General features: G+C 39.6%; 15 protein-coding genes. 8 read left to right on the forward strand and 7 right to left on the reverse strand.

Translation table 11 applies throughout. The annotated features are described in order from the left end of the window. From ACQ93I_RS11670 to ACQ93I_RS11680, 3 genes are read right to left on the reverse strand one after another with little or no spacing between them, the layout of a single operon-like run. Positions 1-1,389, reverse strand: a complete 1,389-nt coding sequence (locus ACQ93I_RS11670; RefSeq protein WP_431698692.1) for a bifunctional UDP-3-O-[3-hydroxymyristoyl] N-acetylglucosamine deacetylase/3-hydroxyacyl-ACP dehydratase — start codon at positions 1,387-1,389, stop codon at positions 1-3. Then, the gene (gene lpxD / locus ACQ93I_RS11675) at positions 1,382-2,410 is read right to left on the reverse strand and encodes a UDP-3-O-(3-hydroxymyristoyl)glucosamine N-acyltransferase (protein ID WP_431698693.1); all 1,029 of its coding nucleotides are present in this window, start codon (positions 2,408-2,410) and stop codon (positions 1,382-1,384) included. The genes ACQ93I_RS11670 and lpxD overlap by 8 nt, the downstream gene beginning before the upstream one ends. A 24-nt stretch (positions 2,411-2,434) precedes the next feature. Continuing rightward, a complete protein-coding gene (locus ACQ93I_RS11680; protein WP_431698694.1) occupies positions 2,435-3,664 on the reverse strand; it encodes an HD domain-containing protein in 1,230 nt (409 codons plus the stop codon). A gap of 39 nt (positions 3,665-3,703) precedes the next feature. Here ACQ93I_RS11680 and ACQ93I_RS11685 point away from each other — a divergent pair, with 39 nt between their 5' ends. The 5 genes from ACQ93I_RS11685 to ACQ93I_RS11705 all read left to right on the forward strand — a co-directional run bounded on the left by ACQ93I_RS11685 (position 3,704) and on the right by ACQ93I_RS11705 (position 8,296). Continuing rightward, on the forward strand, positions 3,704-5,254 hold the full coding sequence (locus ACQ93I_RS11685; RefSeq protein ID WP_431698695.1) for a response regulator: 1,551 nt from the start codon (positions 3,704-3,706) through the stop codon (positions 5,252-5,254). Positions 5,255-5,299: 45 nt separating this feature from the next. Beyond that, the gene (tsaE, locus tag ACQ93I_RS11690; RefSeq protein ID WP_431698696.1) at positions 5,300-5,704 is read left to right on the forward strand and encodes a tRNA (adenosine(37)-N6)-threonylcarbamoyltransferase complex ATPase subunit type 1 TsaE; all 405 of its coding nucleotides are present in this window, start codon (positions 5,300-5,302) and stop codon (positions 5,702-5,704) included. Between the two features lie 366 nt (positions 5,705-6,070). Beyond that, positions 6,071-6,664 carry a hypothetical protein gene (locus ACQ93I_RS11695; protein WP_431698697.1) on the forward strand — a complete coding sequence of 198 codons (594 nt, stop codon included), beginning with the start codon at positions 6,071-6,073 and terminating at the stop codon, positions 6,662-6,664. 51 nt (positions 6,665-6,715) lie between these two features. Then, entirely contained in the window at positions 6,716-7,915 is a 1,200-nt protein-coding gene (locus ACQ93I_RS11700; RefSeq protein WP_431698698.1) for an alanine dehydrogenase, read from the forward strand. Positions 7,916-7,921: 6 nt separating this feature from the next. Next, positions 7,922-8,296, forward strand: coding sequence for a hypothetical protein (locus ACQ93I_RS11705; protein ID WP_431698699.1), 375 nt, complete (start codon positions 7,922-7,924; stop codon positions 8,294-8,296). Positions 8,297-8,339: 43 nt separating this feature from the next. Here the strand turns inward: ACQ93I_RS11705 and bcp are convergent, their stop codons facing one another. After that, the gene (gene bcp / locus ACQ93I_RS11710; RefSeq protein WP_431698700.1) at positions 8,340-8,789 is read right to left on the reverse strand and encodes a thioredoxin-dependent thiol peroxidase; all 450 of its coding nucleotides are present in this window, start codon (positions 8,787-8,789) and stop codon (positions 8,340-8,342) included. 32 nt (positions 8,790-8,821) lie between these two features. On the opposite strand from bcp, the gene ACQ93I_RS11715 reads away from it, so the two are divergent. Next, positions 8,822-9,484: an endonuclease III domain-containing protein gene (locus ACQ93I_RS11715; RefSeq protein WP_431698701.1), complete on the forward strand. Its 663-nt coding sequence runs from the start codon at positions 8,822-8,824 to the stop codon at positions 9,482-9,484. Positions 9,485-9,697: 213 nt separating this feature from the next. Here the strand turns inward: ACQ93I_RS11715 and ACQ93I_RS11720 are convergent, their stop codons facing one another. After that, positions 9,698-10,282, reverse strand: coding sequence for an RNA polymerase sigma factor (locus ACQ93I_RS11720; protein ID WP_266068534.1), 585 nt, complete (start codon positions 10,280-10,282; stop codon positions 9,698-9,700). 244 nt (positions 10,283-10,526) lie between these two features. Between ACQ93I_RS11720 and uvrA the strand changes: the two genes are divergently transcribed. After that, complete coding sequence (uvrA, locus tag ACQ93I_RS11725) at positions 10,527-13,313, forward strand: excinuclease ABC subunit UvrA (protein WP_431698702.1); 2,787 nt, start codon at positions 10,527-10,529, stop codon at positions 13,311-13,313. A 262-nt stretch (positions 13,314-13,575) separates the two neighbouring features. Then, complete coding sequence (locus ACQ93I_RS11730; RefSeq protein ID WP_431698703.1) at positions 13,576-14,625, forward strand: hypothetical protein; 1,050 nt, start codon at positions 13,576-13,578, stop codon at positions 14,623-14,625. A gap of 83 nt (positions 14,626-14,708) precedes the next feature. On the opposite strand, the gene ACQ93I_RS11735 is transcribed toward ACQ93I_RS11730, so the two are convergent. Beyond that, on the reverse strand, positions 14,709-16,172 hold the full coding sequence (locus ACQ93I_RS11735) for a lipopolysaccharide biosynthesis protein (RefSeq protein ID WP_431698704.1): 1,464 nt from the start codon (positions 16,170-16,172) through the stop codon (positions 14,709-14,711). Further along, on the reverse strand, positions 16,172-17,455 hold the full coding sequence (locus ACQ93I_RS11740) for a glycosyltransferase family 4 protein (RefSeq protein ID WP_431698705.1): 1,284 nt from the start codon (positions 17,453-17,455) through the stop codon (positions 16,172-16,174). Before ACQ93I_RS11740 ends, ACQ93I_RS11735 begins: the two co-directional genes overlap by 1 nt. Between the last annotated feature and the right edge of the window lie 21 nt (positions 17,456-17,476).

Here is a 17,476-nt window from a genome sequence, read left to right on the forward strand (position 1 = left end):
TTATTTTTGTTTTACAATTTGAGCCATTAAAATGGCTTCTGTCACGAGCTTGCCGTTAGCATAAGCATATCCCTGCATTTGGCATATTCCTCTTCTTATTGGCGCCAGTAGCTCCAATTTAAAAATTAGTGTATCTCCAGGCACCACCTGTCTTTTAAACTTAACGTTATCAATCTTCATAAAGAAGGTAAGATAATTTTCGGGGTCGGGCACAGATTTAAGCGCAAGTATACCACCGGTTTGAGCCATAGCTTCTACCTGAAGTACACCCGGCATTACAGGTTTCCCAGGGAAATGTCCTACAAAAAAAGGTTCGTTCATAGTGACATTTTTGACACCCACTACGGTATCACTGGTCAACTCAATGATCTTATCTACAAGGATAAAAGGAGGCCGGTGAGGCAGAATGTTCATGATCTCATTAACATCCATTAAAGGCTCCTTATCAAGATCATATTTTGGCACATTATTTCGCTTTTCAGCTTTAATGATCTTAGAAAGTTTTTTAGCAAACTGTGTGTTTACGTAATGTCCAGGCTTGTTGGCAATTACTTTTCCGCGAATGCGGGTTCCAGCCAGGGCTAAATCTCCTATCACATCAAGGAGCTTATGTCTTGCCGCCTCATTAGGATAATGGAGGGTAAGATTGTCCAGTATCCCATTGGGTTTAACCGCAATATTATCTTTATTAAAGGCCACCCTTAATTTATCCATAGTCTCAGGACTCAGCTCTTTGTCTACATAAACAATAGCATTATTAAGATCTCCTCCTTTTATAAGTCCGTGTTCCAAAAGGGTTTCCAGTTCATGCAGGAAGCTGAAAGTACGCGCGTTGGATATTTCTGATTTAAAATCTGAAATTTTTTGAAGCGATGCATTTTGTGTGCCCAGAACTTTTGTGCCAAAATCTACCATAGTAGTCACCTGATACTCATCGGCAGGCATCACCAGAATTTCACTGCCCGATTTTTCATCGTGATACCTAATAACATCTGTTACCACGTATTCTTCCCTGTCACACTCCTGTTCTTCAATACCTGCTTCCTGAAGCGCTTCTACAAAAAACTTAGAAGACCCGTCCATAATAGGAGGTTCAGCAGCATTAAGCTCAATAATTACGTTGTCAATTTCAAGACCAACACAGGCTGCAAGTACGTGCTCTGATGTTTGGATAGTAACGCCGTCTTTTTCAAGGTTTGTACCTCTTTGGGTGTTGACTACATAGTTAACATCGGCTTCCACCATAGGATTTCCTTCAATATCTGTTCTTACAAAACAGTAACCGGTATTGTTTGGAGCCGGTTTAAATGTAAGAGTGACTTCATTACCGGTGTGAAGCCCCACTCCCTGTAAAGAAACTTCTTTACTTATGGTGCGTTGTTTAGCCATTATCTGATTGTTTTTTTTCTAGTTTGGTTAAGCGGTCTTCTATTTTGGGTAAATTCTTAAAATGTACGTAAGCTTTATTGTATTCACTATAGCCAATCGCAGGAGAACCCTGAATCATTTCTCCATCTTTAATATTACGACCTATTCCTGACTGAGCCTGAATTTTCACTCCGTTACCAATGTGAATATGTCCCGCAATACCAACCTGTCCTCCTATAAGACAGTTTTTACCTATTTTGGATGAACCGGCAATTCCGGTCTGGGCGGCAATAGCCGTATTCTCTCCTACCTCAACATTATGTGCTATCTGGATCTGGTTATCCAACTTCACTCCTTTCCTTATGATTGTAGATCCAAGAGTAGCCCTGTCAATCGTAGTGCCGGCACCTATATCTACATTATCTTCAATAATTACATTGCCTATTTGTGGAACTTTTGAATACACGCCATCGGCATCTGGTGAAAAGCCGAAACCATCGGCACCAATCACTACCCCGCCGTGCAGTACACAATTATTCCCTATTATGGTTTCAGAATAAACTTTAGCGCCCGAAAAGATCGTAACATTATCTCCAATCTGAACATTGTCTCCTATATATGAGTTAGGAAAAATTTTGACATTATCCCCTATTTTCACCTGGTCTCCAAGATAGGAGAAAGCACCCAGATAAAGATTCTCACCGTAAGAAACAGTTTCAGAAATAAAACTTGGCTGCTCTATTCCCGATTTATTCAGTTTCACCTGATTGTAGTATTCCAAAAGCTTTGAAAACGCCGTATATGGATCTTTTACCTTTATAAGGGTAGTAGACAGATCATCTTCTGCCTGAAAATTTTCACCTACTATAGTAATAGTAGCTTTGGTGGAATATATAAAAGAGGTATATTTAGGATTAGCCAAAAATGTGATGGAACCGGCAGTCCCTTCCTCTATTTTGGCAAGCCTGTCAACCTCGGCCCCGGGATCTCCTACTACCTCTCCTCCGAGTATTCCTGCTATTTGAGTTGCTGTAAACTTCATTCTGGCAAAAGTAAAAAAAATGAGTTAATCTTTTGGTTTTGGATAACAGATATAAAATTTGGTCACCGGCCTGGAAAGTGCTTTGAGATTAAAATGGTCTGAAGCCTTTATCACATCGGTTATTTTTCCACTTTTAAAGAGGACATGAATTTTTTCATCTTCTCTTTTATAGGCCAGGTTACTAATATCTCCGCTAAACACAAAGTAGCTGGCCTCTTCCCTGCTTATATCAAACCGCGAGATCACTTTTTGAAGCTGGCGTTCTACTTTTTCTTCAGCAACCGGTTTTTTCTTTAGCTTTATTTTTAGTAGATCGCGATTAATGATCATTTGACATAAATTGCTTAGCACAAAATCTTCATCATTCGCCCATTCTTTCATTGCTGAAAGAATATCATAATCATCAAGTCGCGCAAAGATTTTTAAAGTTTCTTCTGAAAAACTCTCGGCCGTGATCTGTTGTTTTAAAAAATAATTGAGAGCAGTACTTGCAAATAAAGTGCGCCCAGACTGAACAAGTTCCTTGGCACGCTGAAGCACCCGAATCAAAAGCTGCTCTGCCACTACGCCGGTTTTGTGCAGGTACACCTGCCAGTACATGAGGCGGCGGGCAAGCAAAAACTTCTCAATAGAATATATCCCCTTTTCTTCTACCATCAACTCATTATCTACTACAGTGAGCATACTTATAAGTCTTTCGCTATTGATGTTCCCTTCAGCCACCCCTGTATAAAAGCTATCGCGCTTTAAGTAATCGAGACGATCCATGTCCATCTGACTCGAAATTAACTGGCAGAGAAACTTTCGGGGGTATTTTCCACGGAAAATTTCTATAGCCATAGTTAATCTTTGGTTAAACTTCCGGTTCATTTCTTCCATAAAAAGGAAAGAAATCGTCTCATGACTTACCCCTTCCACAATGCTATGCTCCATAGCATGAGAGAAAGGCCCGTGGCCAACGTCGTGAAGCAGGATGGCAATTTGAAGGGCCTCCTCCTCTTCCGCAGAGATCTCTACACCTTTAAGCCTCAACACCCTCACGGCTTTTTGCATTAAATGGAGACAACCCAAGGCGTGGTGAAAACGTGTGTGATGCGCACCGGGATAAACCAGGTATGACAATCCCATTTGAGAAATACGCCGCAGTCTTTGAAAATATTTGTGCTCCATGATATCAAAAAGGAGCTCATTAGGTATAGTAATAAATCCGTAAATTGGATCGTTTAAAATTTTGAGTTTGTTTCCTGGAAGCAAATCTTGTCCTTTAATATTAATCTCAACAAAGATACATATATGAACGATATCAAAATATTATGGGTAGACGACGAGATCGACCTGCTTAAGCCTCACATTCTATTCCTTGAAAGTAAAAATTATAAAGTCTACACCTGCCAAAGCGGGACCGAAGCTTTAGAAGAAATAGAAAAGGAGAATTTTGATATAGTTTTTCTGGATGAGAACATGCCAGGCTTATCTGGACTGGAAACGCTTTCAGAAATCAAGGAAAAACAGGCAAACGTGCCGGTGGTAATGATCACCAAAAGCGAAGAAGAATATATAATGGAGGAAGCTATAGGCTCAAAAATAGCAGATTACCTCATTAAACCTGTGAACCCCAATCAAATTCTTTTGAGTATCAAAAAGAACCTTGATCACTCCCGGCTTATTTCTGAAAAAACCACATCGAGCTATCAGCAGGAATTTAGAAAGATCGCGATGGATATGGCAATGATCAATTCTTTTGAAGGATGGGCAGAACTGTACCAAAAGCTTATTTACTGGGAACTGGAACTGGAAAACATCGAAGACACGGGGATGTTTGAGATCCTTGAATCCCAAAAAACGGAAGCAAATTCACAGTTTTGCAAATTCATAGATAAGAATTATCCTACATGGTTTGAGAAGAATGCCGATGCCCCCACCATGTCACATACTTTGTTTAAGGAAAAGATACTTCCCGAATTAAGTAAAGCACAGCCTACGCTGCTGGTGGTAATTGATAATTTAAGGTATGATCAATGGCGGGCATTTGAACCAGTGGTGAACAACTACTATAAGAAGGAGCTCGAAATCCCCTTTTACAGTATCCTGCCTACAGCAACGCAATACGCCAGAAATGCTATTTTCTCGGGACTTATGCCAAGTGATATGGAAAAGCTCCACCCCAACTTATGGAAGAATGACACAGACGAAGGCGGAAAAAACCTTCATGAAGCCGAATTTTTACAGGCACAGCTAAAGAGACTGGGCAGCGACATTAAACACGAGTATCACAAGATAAGTAGTCTCAAAGCCGGTAAAAAACTGGTTGAAAACTTTAAGAGCCAAAAAAAAAATGATCTTACGGTAGTTGTCTACAACTTTGTGGATATGCTTTCTCACTCTAAGACAGAAATGGAAGTGATCAAAGAACTGGCATCTACTAATAAATCTTACCGGTCCCTTACCCAAAGCTGGTTTAGAAATTCTCCGCTGCTTGAGATTATCCAGCAAGCTCAAAACCTCGGATTCAAACTTATAGTGACTACAGATCACGGAACTATTAATGTAAAAAATCCCTCAAAAGTTATAGGTGATAAGCAGACCAGTCTAAACCTGCGTTACAAAACCGGAAAGAGCCTCACTTACGAGGAAAAAGATGTTTTGGCTGCACCTAATCCAAAAACTATTCACTTACCTGCTATTAACATGAGCAGTTCCTTCATTTTCGCAAAGGGAGATCTCTTCTTTGCATACCCTAATAATTATAACCATTATGTTAGCTACTATAGAAATACTTTTCAGCACGGAGGAGTATCGATGGAGGAAATGATCATCCCCTTTAGCGTCTTATCTCCTAGATAACAAGATTTTAACTATCTTTACAGTCCCAAATCATAATACTTTTGAATGGAAGTAACCTACCTTCTATCTGAAATTGATACTGTTGCCCAGAAACTTCTGGAAAGATCTGGAAGTAAAACCCTATTGTTCTACGGAGAAATGGGAGCGGGTAAAACAACTTTAATAAAGGCCCTCTTAAAGGCCTTAGGTGCCGTAGATATTGGCAGTAGCCCAACTTTTTCCCTTGTAAACGTTTACGAAACTGAAAATGGAACTGTGAATCACTTTGATTTTTACCGAATCAATGATGAATCTGAAGCCTGGGACATGGGTTTTGAAGAATATCTTGAATCTGGCAACTGGAATTTTATAGAATGGCCTCAAAAAATTCAAAATTTTATTGAAGAAGGGGATCAAAAAGTGGAAATTTTGATACTGGAAAATGAATTAAGAAAGTTAAAGTTTTGTTAATTTAGCGTCAGATTTTTAATGTCGAGTAAAGAATCTGCTGTACGAATTTTCTTTCGTATTTTGGATTTCCTTAACAGATATGTATTATCTCCGGGTCATTAACCGAATTAATAATTATTTTAACTGTATTAACTGGAATGTGATATTTTAAAAGTTTAAAAAAAAATTCTTCAAAAAGGCGGCAAAAGTACGAATAATGCACTAATTATTAGCGGGTTAGTTTTTTATAGGTTTGTATCAACAAATCGAAACATACACAACCTTTAAAAAACTATATCATGAAAATTAAAGCCCTTTTCCTAGCCGTTTCTATCTTTGGAGCAACTTTATTTGTAACTTCTAACACAGATAACGACAATAAAAAGAATGAAATCCAAAAAACAGCTGTCGACCGCAGACTCATCAAAATTCCTGCTGCTGGGTAGCATTATTGCTATCTGTATAGCATTTTCACCATATTTATTTTACTTATACGAAATTTTCCCAAATGGTCCTATTTGGGAAAATTCTTTTTTTACCTATGAAAGTAAATACTATCAGAGCATTAATGTGGCTATCTGGACTTATTTAGGTAAAATTACTCCTCTATTTCTTCTTCTAATCTGGTTCTTCACATGTAAACATTGGTGGTATCATGTTATTTTGGTTCCTATTGTAATGTATGGATATCAACTTGTTGTTGCGTTTTATCAAGACGCTTATATGGATGAAAGTATTTTTTTAGATACTAATGGTCTTCTATATCTCGCTCCATTTTTTATTGGTATACTTTCAATAGTATACCTGATTAGAATTAAAGTATTTGACCGAGTATATGGTATAGATTTAACCGAAATAGAACGGGAAAACATCTCCCCCTTCTCACCTTTTTCAGATAAAGAATACAAAGAAATAAAAGATTTTAGAAAAGATACTGGAAACAACGGTGACATTCAGGAAGAGTACTACGTAAAACTCTAATTCTTTCACTTCATAAAAATGTCGTAATTTTATCTTTGTGACCAACAGATTATGACAGAGCAGCTATCTCCCTTTACCAGGGAACAATTAATTCCGCAGGAAGAAACCCTGGAAGTCTATAAGCACAAAGGCCAGTTATTTATTGGTATCCCTAAAGAAAACGCTTATCAGGAAAAGAGGGTCTGCCTTAGTCCCGATGCGGTAGCTGCCATGACAGCACACGGCCATCGCGTACTTATAGAATCTAGTGCCGGGGAAGGCGCTAAATTCAGTGACAAAGATTACTCTGAGGCAGGAGCCGAAATCACTAAAGATACCAGGAAGGTTTTTTCCTGCCCCATGATCCTTAAGGTAGAACCTCCTACCCTCGAGGAACTTGATATGGTGAATCCGCAGACTACCATTATATCAGCACTTCAGCTTAAAACACAAAAGAAAGCCTATTTTCAAAAGTTGGCATCCAAAAGAATTACGGCGCTTGCTTTTGAATTCATTAAAGATGACGATGGTTCCTACCCGGCGGTTAGGGCTCTTAGTGAAATTGCCGGTACAGCCTCTATACTTATTGCCTCCGAAATTATGAGCAATAATCCTGCTGGGAACGGACTTATGTTTGGAAACATTAGCGGAGTTCCACCCATTGAAGTCACCATACTTGGTGCCGGTACAGTAGGAGAATTTGCTGCACGTTCTGCACTTGGCCTGGGTGCAAATGTCAAGATTTTTGATAATTCCCTTACCAGGTTACGGGTAGTGCAGGCTAACCTTGGGAGGCCTTTACACACATCTACAATTCAGCCAAAGAATCTCATTAAAGCTTTAAAAAGAAGTGATGTGGTGATAGGAGCAGTTCGTGGAAAGAACCGTTCCCCTATTCTCGTTAGCGAGACCATGGTAGAACACATGAAGAAAGGTGCTGTGGTTATAGACGTAAGTATAGATATGGGTGGTTGCTTTGAGACCAGTGAGATTACCACTCACGATAAGCCCACGTTTGTTAAGAACGGGGTGGTACATTATTGCGTCCCCAACATCCCATCCCGATATGCCAGGACAGCTTCCCTTTCTATAAGCAACATTTTTACACCTTATCTTTTACATATCGCCGAGCAGGGCGGATTGGAAAATACCTTAAGATTTGACAGAGGTCTGAGAAATGGTTTGTACTTTTACCACGGAATTTTAACCAACAAATCTATTGCTGAATGGTTCGATCTTTCTTATAGGGATATCAACCTGCTTATTTTTTAATTCTCCATGAAATTTATTCACAGACTCGGCTATTACCTTGGAGGTTTTGCCATAGGATTGATCATACTTGCTTTTTTTCTGAGCGGAAAAAAAACTTCCTGCGCCTACGGCCCGGATGCACGGGTACTTAAGAATATCAGGATAAAGGAAAGAGCTTATGCTCAAGAAGCCATTTCTGAGATTGAGAGGCTGCAAATAGACTCAGCCTCTATTACCAGAGTGCTCCATAAAGGTGATATAGATTTTAGCCGCAGCAATACAGACCTCGACTCCTGTAAAGTTTATATGGTGACAGGAGATTCAGATTCAGGAGAATTGGAAATGCTTTTCGAGAACTGTGATTCTCTTGCCACTCTTCAGAAGATCTGGAAGAAAGAATAATACCCTCCATTATAATATTCCTTATCCCTTTAACCTTAATCCTTTAAAGGATTTGTCCGGCGTGCTCTTTAGTCTTTACTTTTGAAATCACATCAGCAATCACACCCTCCTCATCAATAACAAAGGTAGTGCGGTGAATTCCGTCGTATTCTTTCCCCATAAATTTCTTTGGTCCCCATACTTTATAGGCATTGATCACTTCTTTGTCTTCATCGGCCAGCAATGGAAAAGGCAGGTTATTCTTCTCTTTAAAATTCTGCTGCCGCTTTGGTGAATCGGCACTTACTCCTAATATTTCATAACCCTTAGCCTGAAAAGCTTCATAATTGTCTCTCAAATTGCACGCTTCGGCAGTACAACCGGGAGTACTCGCTTTAGGATAAAAGAAGACGACTAATTTTTTTCCTTTATAATCCTCTAGAGTATGTTTTTTCCCTTCCTGATCAGTGGCTGAAAAATTGGGCGCTTTATCGCCTGGTTGAAGTGTTGTCATAATTAGTACTTTTGTTTCAAAGTTACACATTAATGACCAAGCAGGAAAAAGTTCAATTTGTCATAGACACTTTAGCAGATATTTACCCAAACGTTCCTATCCCATTAGATCATAAAGATCCTTATACCCTGTTGATTGCCGTGCTGCTTTCAGCACAAAGTACAGATGTAAGAGTCAATCAAATCACACCTTTACTCTTCGCAAGGGCAGACAATCCTTATGCCATGGTAAAACTTTCCGAAGAAGAGATTAGGGAGATCATAAAACCTGTAGGCTTATCTCCTATGAAAGCTAAAGGCATCTACGGTCTTTCAAAGATCATTATTGAAAAATACAACGGCGAAGTTCCAGTAGATATCGATGCACTCGAAGAGCTTCCTGCCGTTGGGCATAAAACCGCCAGCGTGGTAATATCCCAGGCATTTAACATCCCGGCATTTCCTGTAGATACACATATTCATCGGCTCATGTACAGATGGAATCTCTCTAACGGAAAAAATGTGGTTCAGACAGAGAAGGACGCAAAACGCCTTTTTCCGAAGGAATTATGGAATGAGCTTCACCTTCAAATCATTTGGTACGGCAGGGAATATTCTCCGGCAAGAGGATGGGATCTGGAAAAAGACATCATCACCAAAACCATTGGTCGTAAAACAGTTTTGGATGAATATCACAAAAAAAAGATCCGCCGTTAGCAGATCTTTTTTTTTGTTCAATTAATTTAAAATTGATTCAAATTCCAGCTTCTTGTAAGTGTTTATTCTTAAAGCTTTAGAATAGCTTAAAAGGAAGCTTATGGTTTCCTTTTTTGGGTTCATGGGTTGCAATTTTTTTCGAGAGTAGAGTTTCGCCATTATTGAACTTTTAAAGTTGTAACATAATAACGGCCAGACGCTAATCTTATTGTGCTAATTAGTTAAAACTAAATTGTGCTTTTCAATAACTTTTCGAAGATTGATCAAAGCATACCTCATTCTCCCCAATGCCGTGTTAATACTTACGCCGGTTCTTTCTGAAATTTCTTTAAAACTCATGTCTTTATAGATCCTCATAACCAGCACTTCCAGTTGATCTTCAGGTAATTCTTTAATTAGCTCCTGAACATCGGCCTCAATCTGATCTTTGATGATCTGTTTTTCAGCATTTAAACCTGAATCGCACAACACAGAAAAAATGTTAAAGTCGCCACTGTTCTCAAACTTGGGCATTCTTTTGTTTTTTCTGAAGTGATCTATCACCAGGTTATGAGCAATACGCATCACCCACGGAAGAAACTTCCCTTCTTCGTTGTATTTTCCTCTTTTCAGGGTTTTGATCACTTTAATGAAGGTATCCTGAAAGATATCTTCAGCAACATCTTTGTCAAAGACCTTTGAAAAGATAAAACTGTAAATTCGTTGTTGATGACGGTTGATAAGAATAGAAAGTGACTGCTCGTCTCCTTCCATATAGCTCTTTACGAGCAAAGCATCATTTGCCTCGGCGTTATCCATAAGAGTTACTTTTGCAGGCTGTTGGGGTGGCCTGGGGGTTAGTTATTACAAGTTCAAAGTAACTTTATGCAATAGGCAAAAATGATTTTAGATTATATCAGCAAATATAAAAGGAAAAAATTCACTAATGCAAATAAAAGGTTAATGTTTTTAACATGTTAGCACAGAAACAGTTATTATACCACACACCTTACTCAAAAATTTGAAGTTTGAGTACCTTTGCTGTTACAACACAAAATAAAGTATGCAAGTAGATATCTCAGGAGTAGATCCAAAAGAGAACATTATAATAAAAGGAGCACGCCTTCATAACCTAAAGAATATAAACGTAGTAATTCCCCGGAATAAGCTGGTAGTTCTAACGGGGCTTTCGGGATCGGGAAAATCATCTTTGGCCTTCGATACCTTGTACGCCGAAGGCCAACGCCGGTACGTTGAAAGTTTATCATCTTATGCCCGCCAGTTCCTGGGAAGGCTGAACAAGCCACAGGTAGACTCTATAAAAGGGATTGCCCCGGCTATTGCAATCGAGCAAAAGGTAAATTCCACCAATCCACGTTCAACCGTTGGAACTTCTACGGAAATATACGATTACCTGAAACTCCTTTTTGCCCGAATTGGAAGAACCTACTCCCCTGTTTCGGGAGAGGAAGTAAAAAAAGACACTGTTACCGATGTAGTGAATTATGTACAATCTTTTCCTGAGGGGTCAAAAATGCTACTTTTGGCACCTGTTCATGTTGAACAAAGTCGCACGCCACAGGAGAAACTGAAAGTTCTGCTACAACAGGGATACAGCCGTATAAAGTACAAAGGTGATGTACTGCGGATCGATGAAGCTGACCTTTCAAAAATAGCAGAAAAGGACCTGTTTCTTGTAGTAGACAGGATTGTGGTGAAAGATGATGAAGATTTTTTAAATAGGCTTGGAGACGCTACTCAAACTGCCTTTTTTGAAGGGAAAGGGGAATTATTCATTGAAAGTTTATCAGATAGTAAGATCAGGCAGTTCAGTAATAAGTTTGAGCTTGACGGCATGACTTTTCTGGAGCCTAACGTGCATTTGTTCAGCTTCAATAATCCTTATGGTGCCTGCCCAAAATGTGAAGGCTATGGAGATGTGATTGGTATTGACGAAGACCTAGTCATTCCCAATACCGGTTTATCGGTGTACGAAAATGCCATTTTTCCGTGGCGTGGTGACAGCATGAGCTGGTACAGGGATCAATTGGTAAATAACAGCCACAAATTCAATTTCCCAATTCACAAGCCTTATTTTGAACTCACACAGGAGCAAAAAGATCTTATCTGGAATGGGAACCAGTATTTTGAAGGATTAAATCAATTCTTTGCTTTCCTGGAATCCAAGGCTTACAAAATTCAGAACCGTGTAATGCTTTCCCGCTATCGCGGAAAAACAAAATGTTCTGTATGTAAAGGAAAAAGGTTGCGCCCCGAAGCTAATTATGTAAAGGTAGGAGGAGCTACAATTACCCAACTGGTAGAAATGCCGGTCAATAAAGTAGCCGACTTCTTTGCAAACTTAGATTTGAATGAATCAGATGCCGCCATTGCAAAAAGGCTGCTTACCGAAATAAATAACAGGCTTGGATTCCTTTTAAAAGTAGGCCTCAATTATTTGACTTTAAACAGAAAATCGAACACCCTCTCGGGAGGAGAATCTCAGCGAATTAACCTCGCCACTTCCCTGGGAAGTAGCCTTGTGGGTTCTATGTATATTCTTGATGAACCTTCTATTGGATTGCATCCCCGCGATACGTTAAAGCTCATTGAAGTCCTTAAATCTCTTCGTGATCTTGGTAATACTGTAATTGTCGTAGAACATGATGAAGATATCATGAAAGCTGCAGACGAGATTATTGATATTGGTCCTGAAGCCGGCACCAACGGCGGAGAAGTCGTAGCTGCCGGAACCTATGCTGACATACTCTCTTCAGATTCTCTCACCGCACAATACCTCAACAACGTTCTTGAGATCAAAGTTCCTTCTAAAAGACGGGATTATAAATACTTTGTTGATATTATAGGCGCCAGGGAGAACAACCTTAAAAATTTGGATGTGAGATTTCCGCTGGGTGTTTTTACAGCAGTAACGGGGGTTTCAGGAAGTGGAAAAAGTACTTTGATCAAAAAAATACTTTATCCTGCCCTGCGCAAGGAAATTGGTGGCTATGGAGAAAAAGCCGGACAGTTTACCCGAATTGAAGGGAAATTCGGAAATGTTACCACCATTGAATTTGTAGATCAGAATCCCATTGGCCGTTCTTCACGTTCCAACCCCGTGACCTACATTAAGGCCTATGACGATATTAGGAACCTGTTCTCCAATCAAAAGCTAAGTGATATTCGCGGTTACAAACCCAAGCATTTTTCGTTCAATGTAGATGGTGGGCGTTGTGAAACCTGTAAAGGCGAAGGAGAAGTAACTATAGAAATGCAGTTCATGGCCGACGTTCACCTGCTTTGTGAAACCTGTAATGGCAAGCGTTTTAAAAAGGAAGTTTTAGAAGTAAATTTCGCCGGAAAAAATATTGATGATGTGCTTAGCATGACCATTGATGATGCCGTTAATTTTTTCAGCGAAAACGGGGAAGACAAGATCACTGCAAAGCTAAAACCACTACAGGATGTGGGTCTTGGCTATGTCCAACTCGGGCAAAGCTCTTCTACCCTGTCGGGCGGGGAAGCCCAAAGGATTAAACTTGCGTCTTTCCTGGTAAAAGGAAGTTCAAAAGAAAAAGCGTTGTTTATTTTTGATGAACCCACCACAGGTTTACACTTTCATGATATTCAAAAGCTACTCAAATCATTTAATGCGCTGCTGGCCAAAGGCCACTCTGTTATTGTAATTGAGCACAATATGGATCTTGTAAAATGTGCCGATCATGTTATTGACCTGGGACCTGAAGGTGGTGACGCAGGCGGCCAACTCATTGCTGCGGGAACCCCTGAAGAAGTAGCAAAGAACAAAAAATCCTATACGGCTCCTTTTCTCAAAGAAAAATTATAGAAGCATATATTCGAGCTTAGAATTTAACACTATAAAAGATCAAATTTAGAATCTTGGCACAGCCTTTGAATCAAAATAATTAATTGCAAGAGTAATGTTTACATAATTAGATTGTAATTAATAATTTTTGGTTGGTTAGTTTGGAAACCCCGTTGAGCTTAATGTTCGCGGGGTTTTCTAATTTGTGGCACGTAGTTTGAATATAAGTTAATGTAGTTCCTTTATAACGAGTACACAGGTCTTAACCTCAAATCCATTTATCATGAAAAAAATTTACCTCTTATTGACAATAATGCTTGTAGGTATTTCCTCCAATGCCTCTCCTGAAGCGCAGGGAAATTTTGATCGCAGGGCTTATGAAGAAGCTTTCATTTTTGTGGAAAGAGGGGTTGAATTTGCCGTTTTTCCAGATGGGCAGTTTGATTTCTTCTTTCATCCACAGGCAAATTTCCAGAGGGTTTCACCTAATATTAATTACAGCTATAATTCCGGTTATAACTACGGCCCCTTTGTACAGTACGACGATTACGGCGCAGTAATTCAAATTGAAAATGTACCGGTTTATTACGATTACTACGGAAGAATTGTTCAGGCTGGCCGGGTACAGGTAAGGTATAATGCTTTTGGAATGGTAAACAGGGTTGGGAACCTCTTTGTTCATTACGATCCTTACCACAGGTATAGTCACACTTCAGGCTTTATAAACAATAGAAATGTAAATTATGTTTATAGACCATGGCATGATTACTACATGAGGCCTTCAAACTTCACTGTAGTTTACAATCAGCCTTACCGCCTGTATTATGAACCTTACAGAATGAAGTACAATAGCTATAAAAAGTACTATTATAATAATCATTTTGACAGGAACTCTTTTCAGAAGAGCTACTACAAACCGGGCGACAGGGTTACCTCCTATCACCGCGGAAGAAGGACAGAGGCGCAAAAGCAGGAAAGAATTGAAAATGCTACTGCTACAAATACCGCAGTCTCTGTACCTCAGGCAAGAAATAATTACAGGGATACTCAGCAGACGTTTCCTTCAAGGGAAAAAGCCGTACAAAGAACAAGAACTTTAAGAGCTCAAACTCCTGCAGTTCAACAACGGGAAGCCCGACAAAGCCGCACAGAAAGTCGTTCTGTTCGGAGTGAACAACGAAGTACAAACAGAAATAACACTTCTATAAACAATTTTCCGCAGAGAAGCGTACAGGCCGAGAGCAGAACAAGAAGGTCGGCAGAGAAGGTTAATCCCGCTACAAAAACCTCAACTCCTGCAAGAGAGACCAGAAGTTCTCGGGGAAGAGATTAAATAATTAGTTTGGTTGGTTAGTTGGTAAATCTCCGGTTGCATTAGCGCCGGAGATTTTTACTTTAATACCCTTGCTTCAAAATCTATCTCTGCGGAAGTCTCAAGGTCTTTTCAATGATCTTGTTTATTTCGGGAGATAACTTTAGCACATAGATCACCAGGACGTATAGCACTCCGATGATGCCCGATTTAAGTACTATATTGATCAGCGGGTGCCATGAAAATTCCCAGAAGTAAAATCCTAATCCAAATATCAGGATGAGAAGCAGACTGTAAGCTGTCTCTTTTGAAAATGGATGTATTTTAAATTTCCTGAGCACAATGATCAACTTTACTGTATTGTAACAGGCAAAAGCTAAAAAGGTCGCCAGGGCCGCTCCTAAAAGTCCGAGAACGGGAATAAGCAAAATATTGAGAACAAACGCAAGTACAGCCAGAAAAACACCAATGGCCAGCACCAGGCGGTAATAATCTGAATTAAAAAGAATACTATTGTTGTTCCCCAGCAGGTTATCGTAAAGCTTCACAGCACTAATCAAAATTACAATCACATAGCTAATCTGGTATTCGTCGGGAATGAGGGCGTAAAGCTGGGAAATATTAGTAATGATCACTAAAAAGATAAGTCCGCTTATTATCAGTAAATTCAGCGAACTTTTTTCATAGAGCTCTAAAAGTCCTTTTTTATCTTTTTTATTGAGCAGCGTAGCCGTCATTGGATACGTTATTTGGTGCATCGCCCGCGAAGGAACAGCGATTACAGAAGAAATATAAACCGCAATCCCATACACCGCAACCATTTCAATAGGAAGAAACCTTTCAATCATCACTTTATCAAGATCGAGTAAAACCATTGCTACTGAACCTGCTATGAGAATTAAAGCAGAATACTTCAGGATAAAACTTTTATTCTTCGGAAATGAAAAACTAAGCTTCGGAAAGTACAAATTGAAGGCATAAAACATCATGAGAACCAGTCTTAACACAAAAACTGCACCCACGGCATAAACAAATTCTTCCACCGAAAGATATCCGAAGTAAACAGCCAGAAGAAGTAGAGAAATGCATCCCCTGTGAAAAACTTCCTTCATGAAATTTCCGAAGACACTCTTGTAGGCCACTTTTGCCCACGAAAAGAAGATTTCAAAATATGAAGTCGCCAGGGCAATGACAAAAATGAGCCAGATATAAGGTTTTACAAGCCCCTCCCCGTCTGAAAAATAATCGAGTAGCAAGTCATACGAGAAGTAACCGATCAACCCTAAAATCAGAGAAATTCCCAGCGGTAAAAACAGGATTATACTCAGCAGCCTGTCCTTTTCTTCTTTGGAATCGTAAAAAGTATAAAACTTCACCAGGGTATTGTGCACTCCAAAAGCCATTAACGGCCAGATAAGATTAGCAGCCGATAATAGAAACCCTACAAGCCCATAATACTCGGGCGTAAGAAAATTGGTGTAGAGAAATAAAGTATTGATGGCACCAATTCCAAAACCAACATAAGTGGTAGCAAGGTTTTTGGCCGATTGGCTTACAATAATTCCCATTACAACTGCTTTATAAGATTTGCCAATCTCTTTGCAAGGGCACTCCTGCTGTACTGCTGCAAACCAATGGGATACGACCTTAATTCGCCTTTTTTGTAGAGTTCATACTTCTCTAAAATGTAAGTCTTAATTTCCGCTTTTTGAGGGTATAGAAAATAAGACCCTGTATTGGTTTCTCTAATGATCTTTTCAATATCGGCATCTACAGGCCCTACCGCAAGAATGGGACGTTCACTCACCATATACTCAAACAATTTCCCCGGAATTATTCCCTTTGTTTCCTCACTATCTATTTCAATTAGCAGGAGCAACTGCGAACTTCTCTGCAATTGTAAAGCTTCTGAATGAGACACGTAATTCTTTAAAACCAACCACTCTTCCAAATGACATTTTTGAATACTCTCCAAAACCGGCTCTCCCACAGCTCCCACAAGCTTAAGCTGAAAATCTTTTGCAAAATCTTCATTTTCGGCAATTAATTCTGAAATCGCCTGCCATAGATTTTCCGGATTTCTTCCTGAAAGCAACGAACCTATATGGGAAATACTAAACTTTTCGTCCATTGGAAGTTTTTCCACCTTCTCAACGTCATATCCATTAGTAATTACTTCAACAGGACTGTCCGTTTTTGAGAGAAATTCCGCTTTAGTGGTAAAACTGGTGGTTATAATTTTATCGGCACTCAGCAACACTGCTTTTTCCAGTTCCTCATGTTTTTTACGGGAAGCTGGAAGCAACTTTAACTTGCTGTGGTACCCAATCTGCGTCCATGGATCGCGAAAATCAGCCAGCCACTTTACACCCAGCGCTTTTTTAAGCTCCAGGCCAATAAGGTGCATACTGTGGGGCGGCCCTGTAGTAATGACCGTATCGATATCATTCTCCTTAAGGTAGCTTGAAAGATATTTTACTGAAGGTTTTATCCAGAACTTTCGGGCATCGGGAATAAAGAAGTTCCCCCGAATGAACAGCATGAACTTCTGCAACAATCCCTGCTTCTGTTCCTTCGGAATAATTCCTGAACTGATGCTTTTCGTGTCTTTTTTTGAAAGCATTCCTGCAAATGCATAGGGTTCAAAAATGGCATTTTTGAGCACCTTTATTTCTGAAGGAATTTCGACTTCAAGACTGGTATCTTTCAGAGGGTAATGAGGGTTTTCGGGGGTGTAAACTATAGGTTCTATTCCGTTTTCAGGAAGATATTTTACAAATTTAAGCCACCGCTGCACCCCAGGGCCACCGGCCGGGGGCCAGTAATAAGTAACTATAAGTATTTTTTTCATAGCCCTACTTAAAATGTCAAA

Origin of the sequence: Salinimicrobium sp. WS361 (genome assembly GCF_050750585.1) — a bacterium.
GTDB lineage: Bacteria > Bacteroidota > Bacteroidia > Flavobacteriales > Flavobacteriaceae > Salinimicrobium.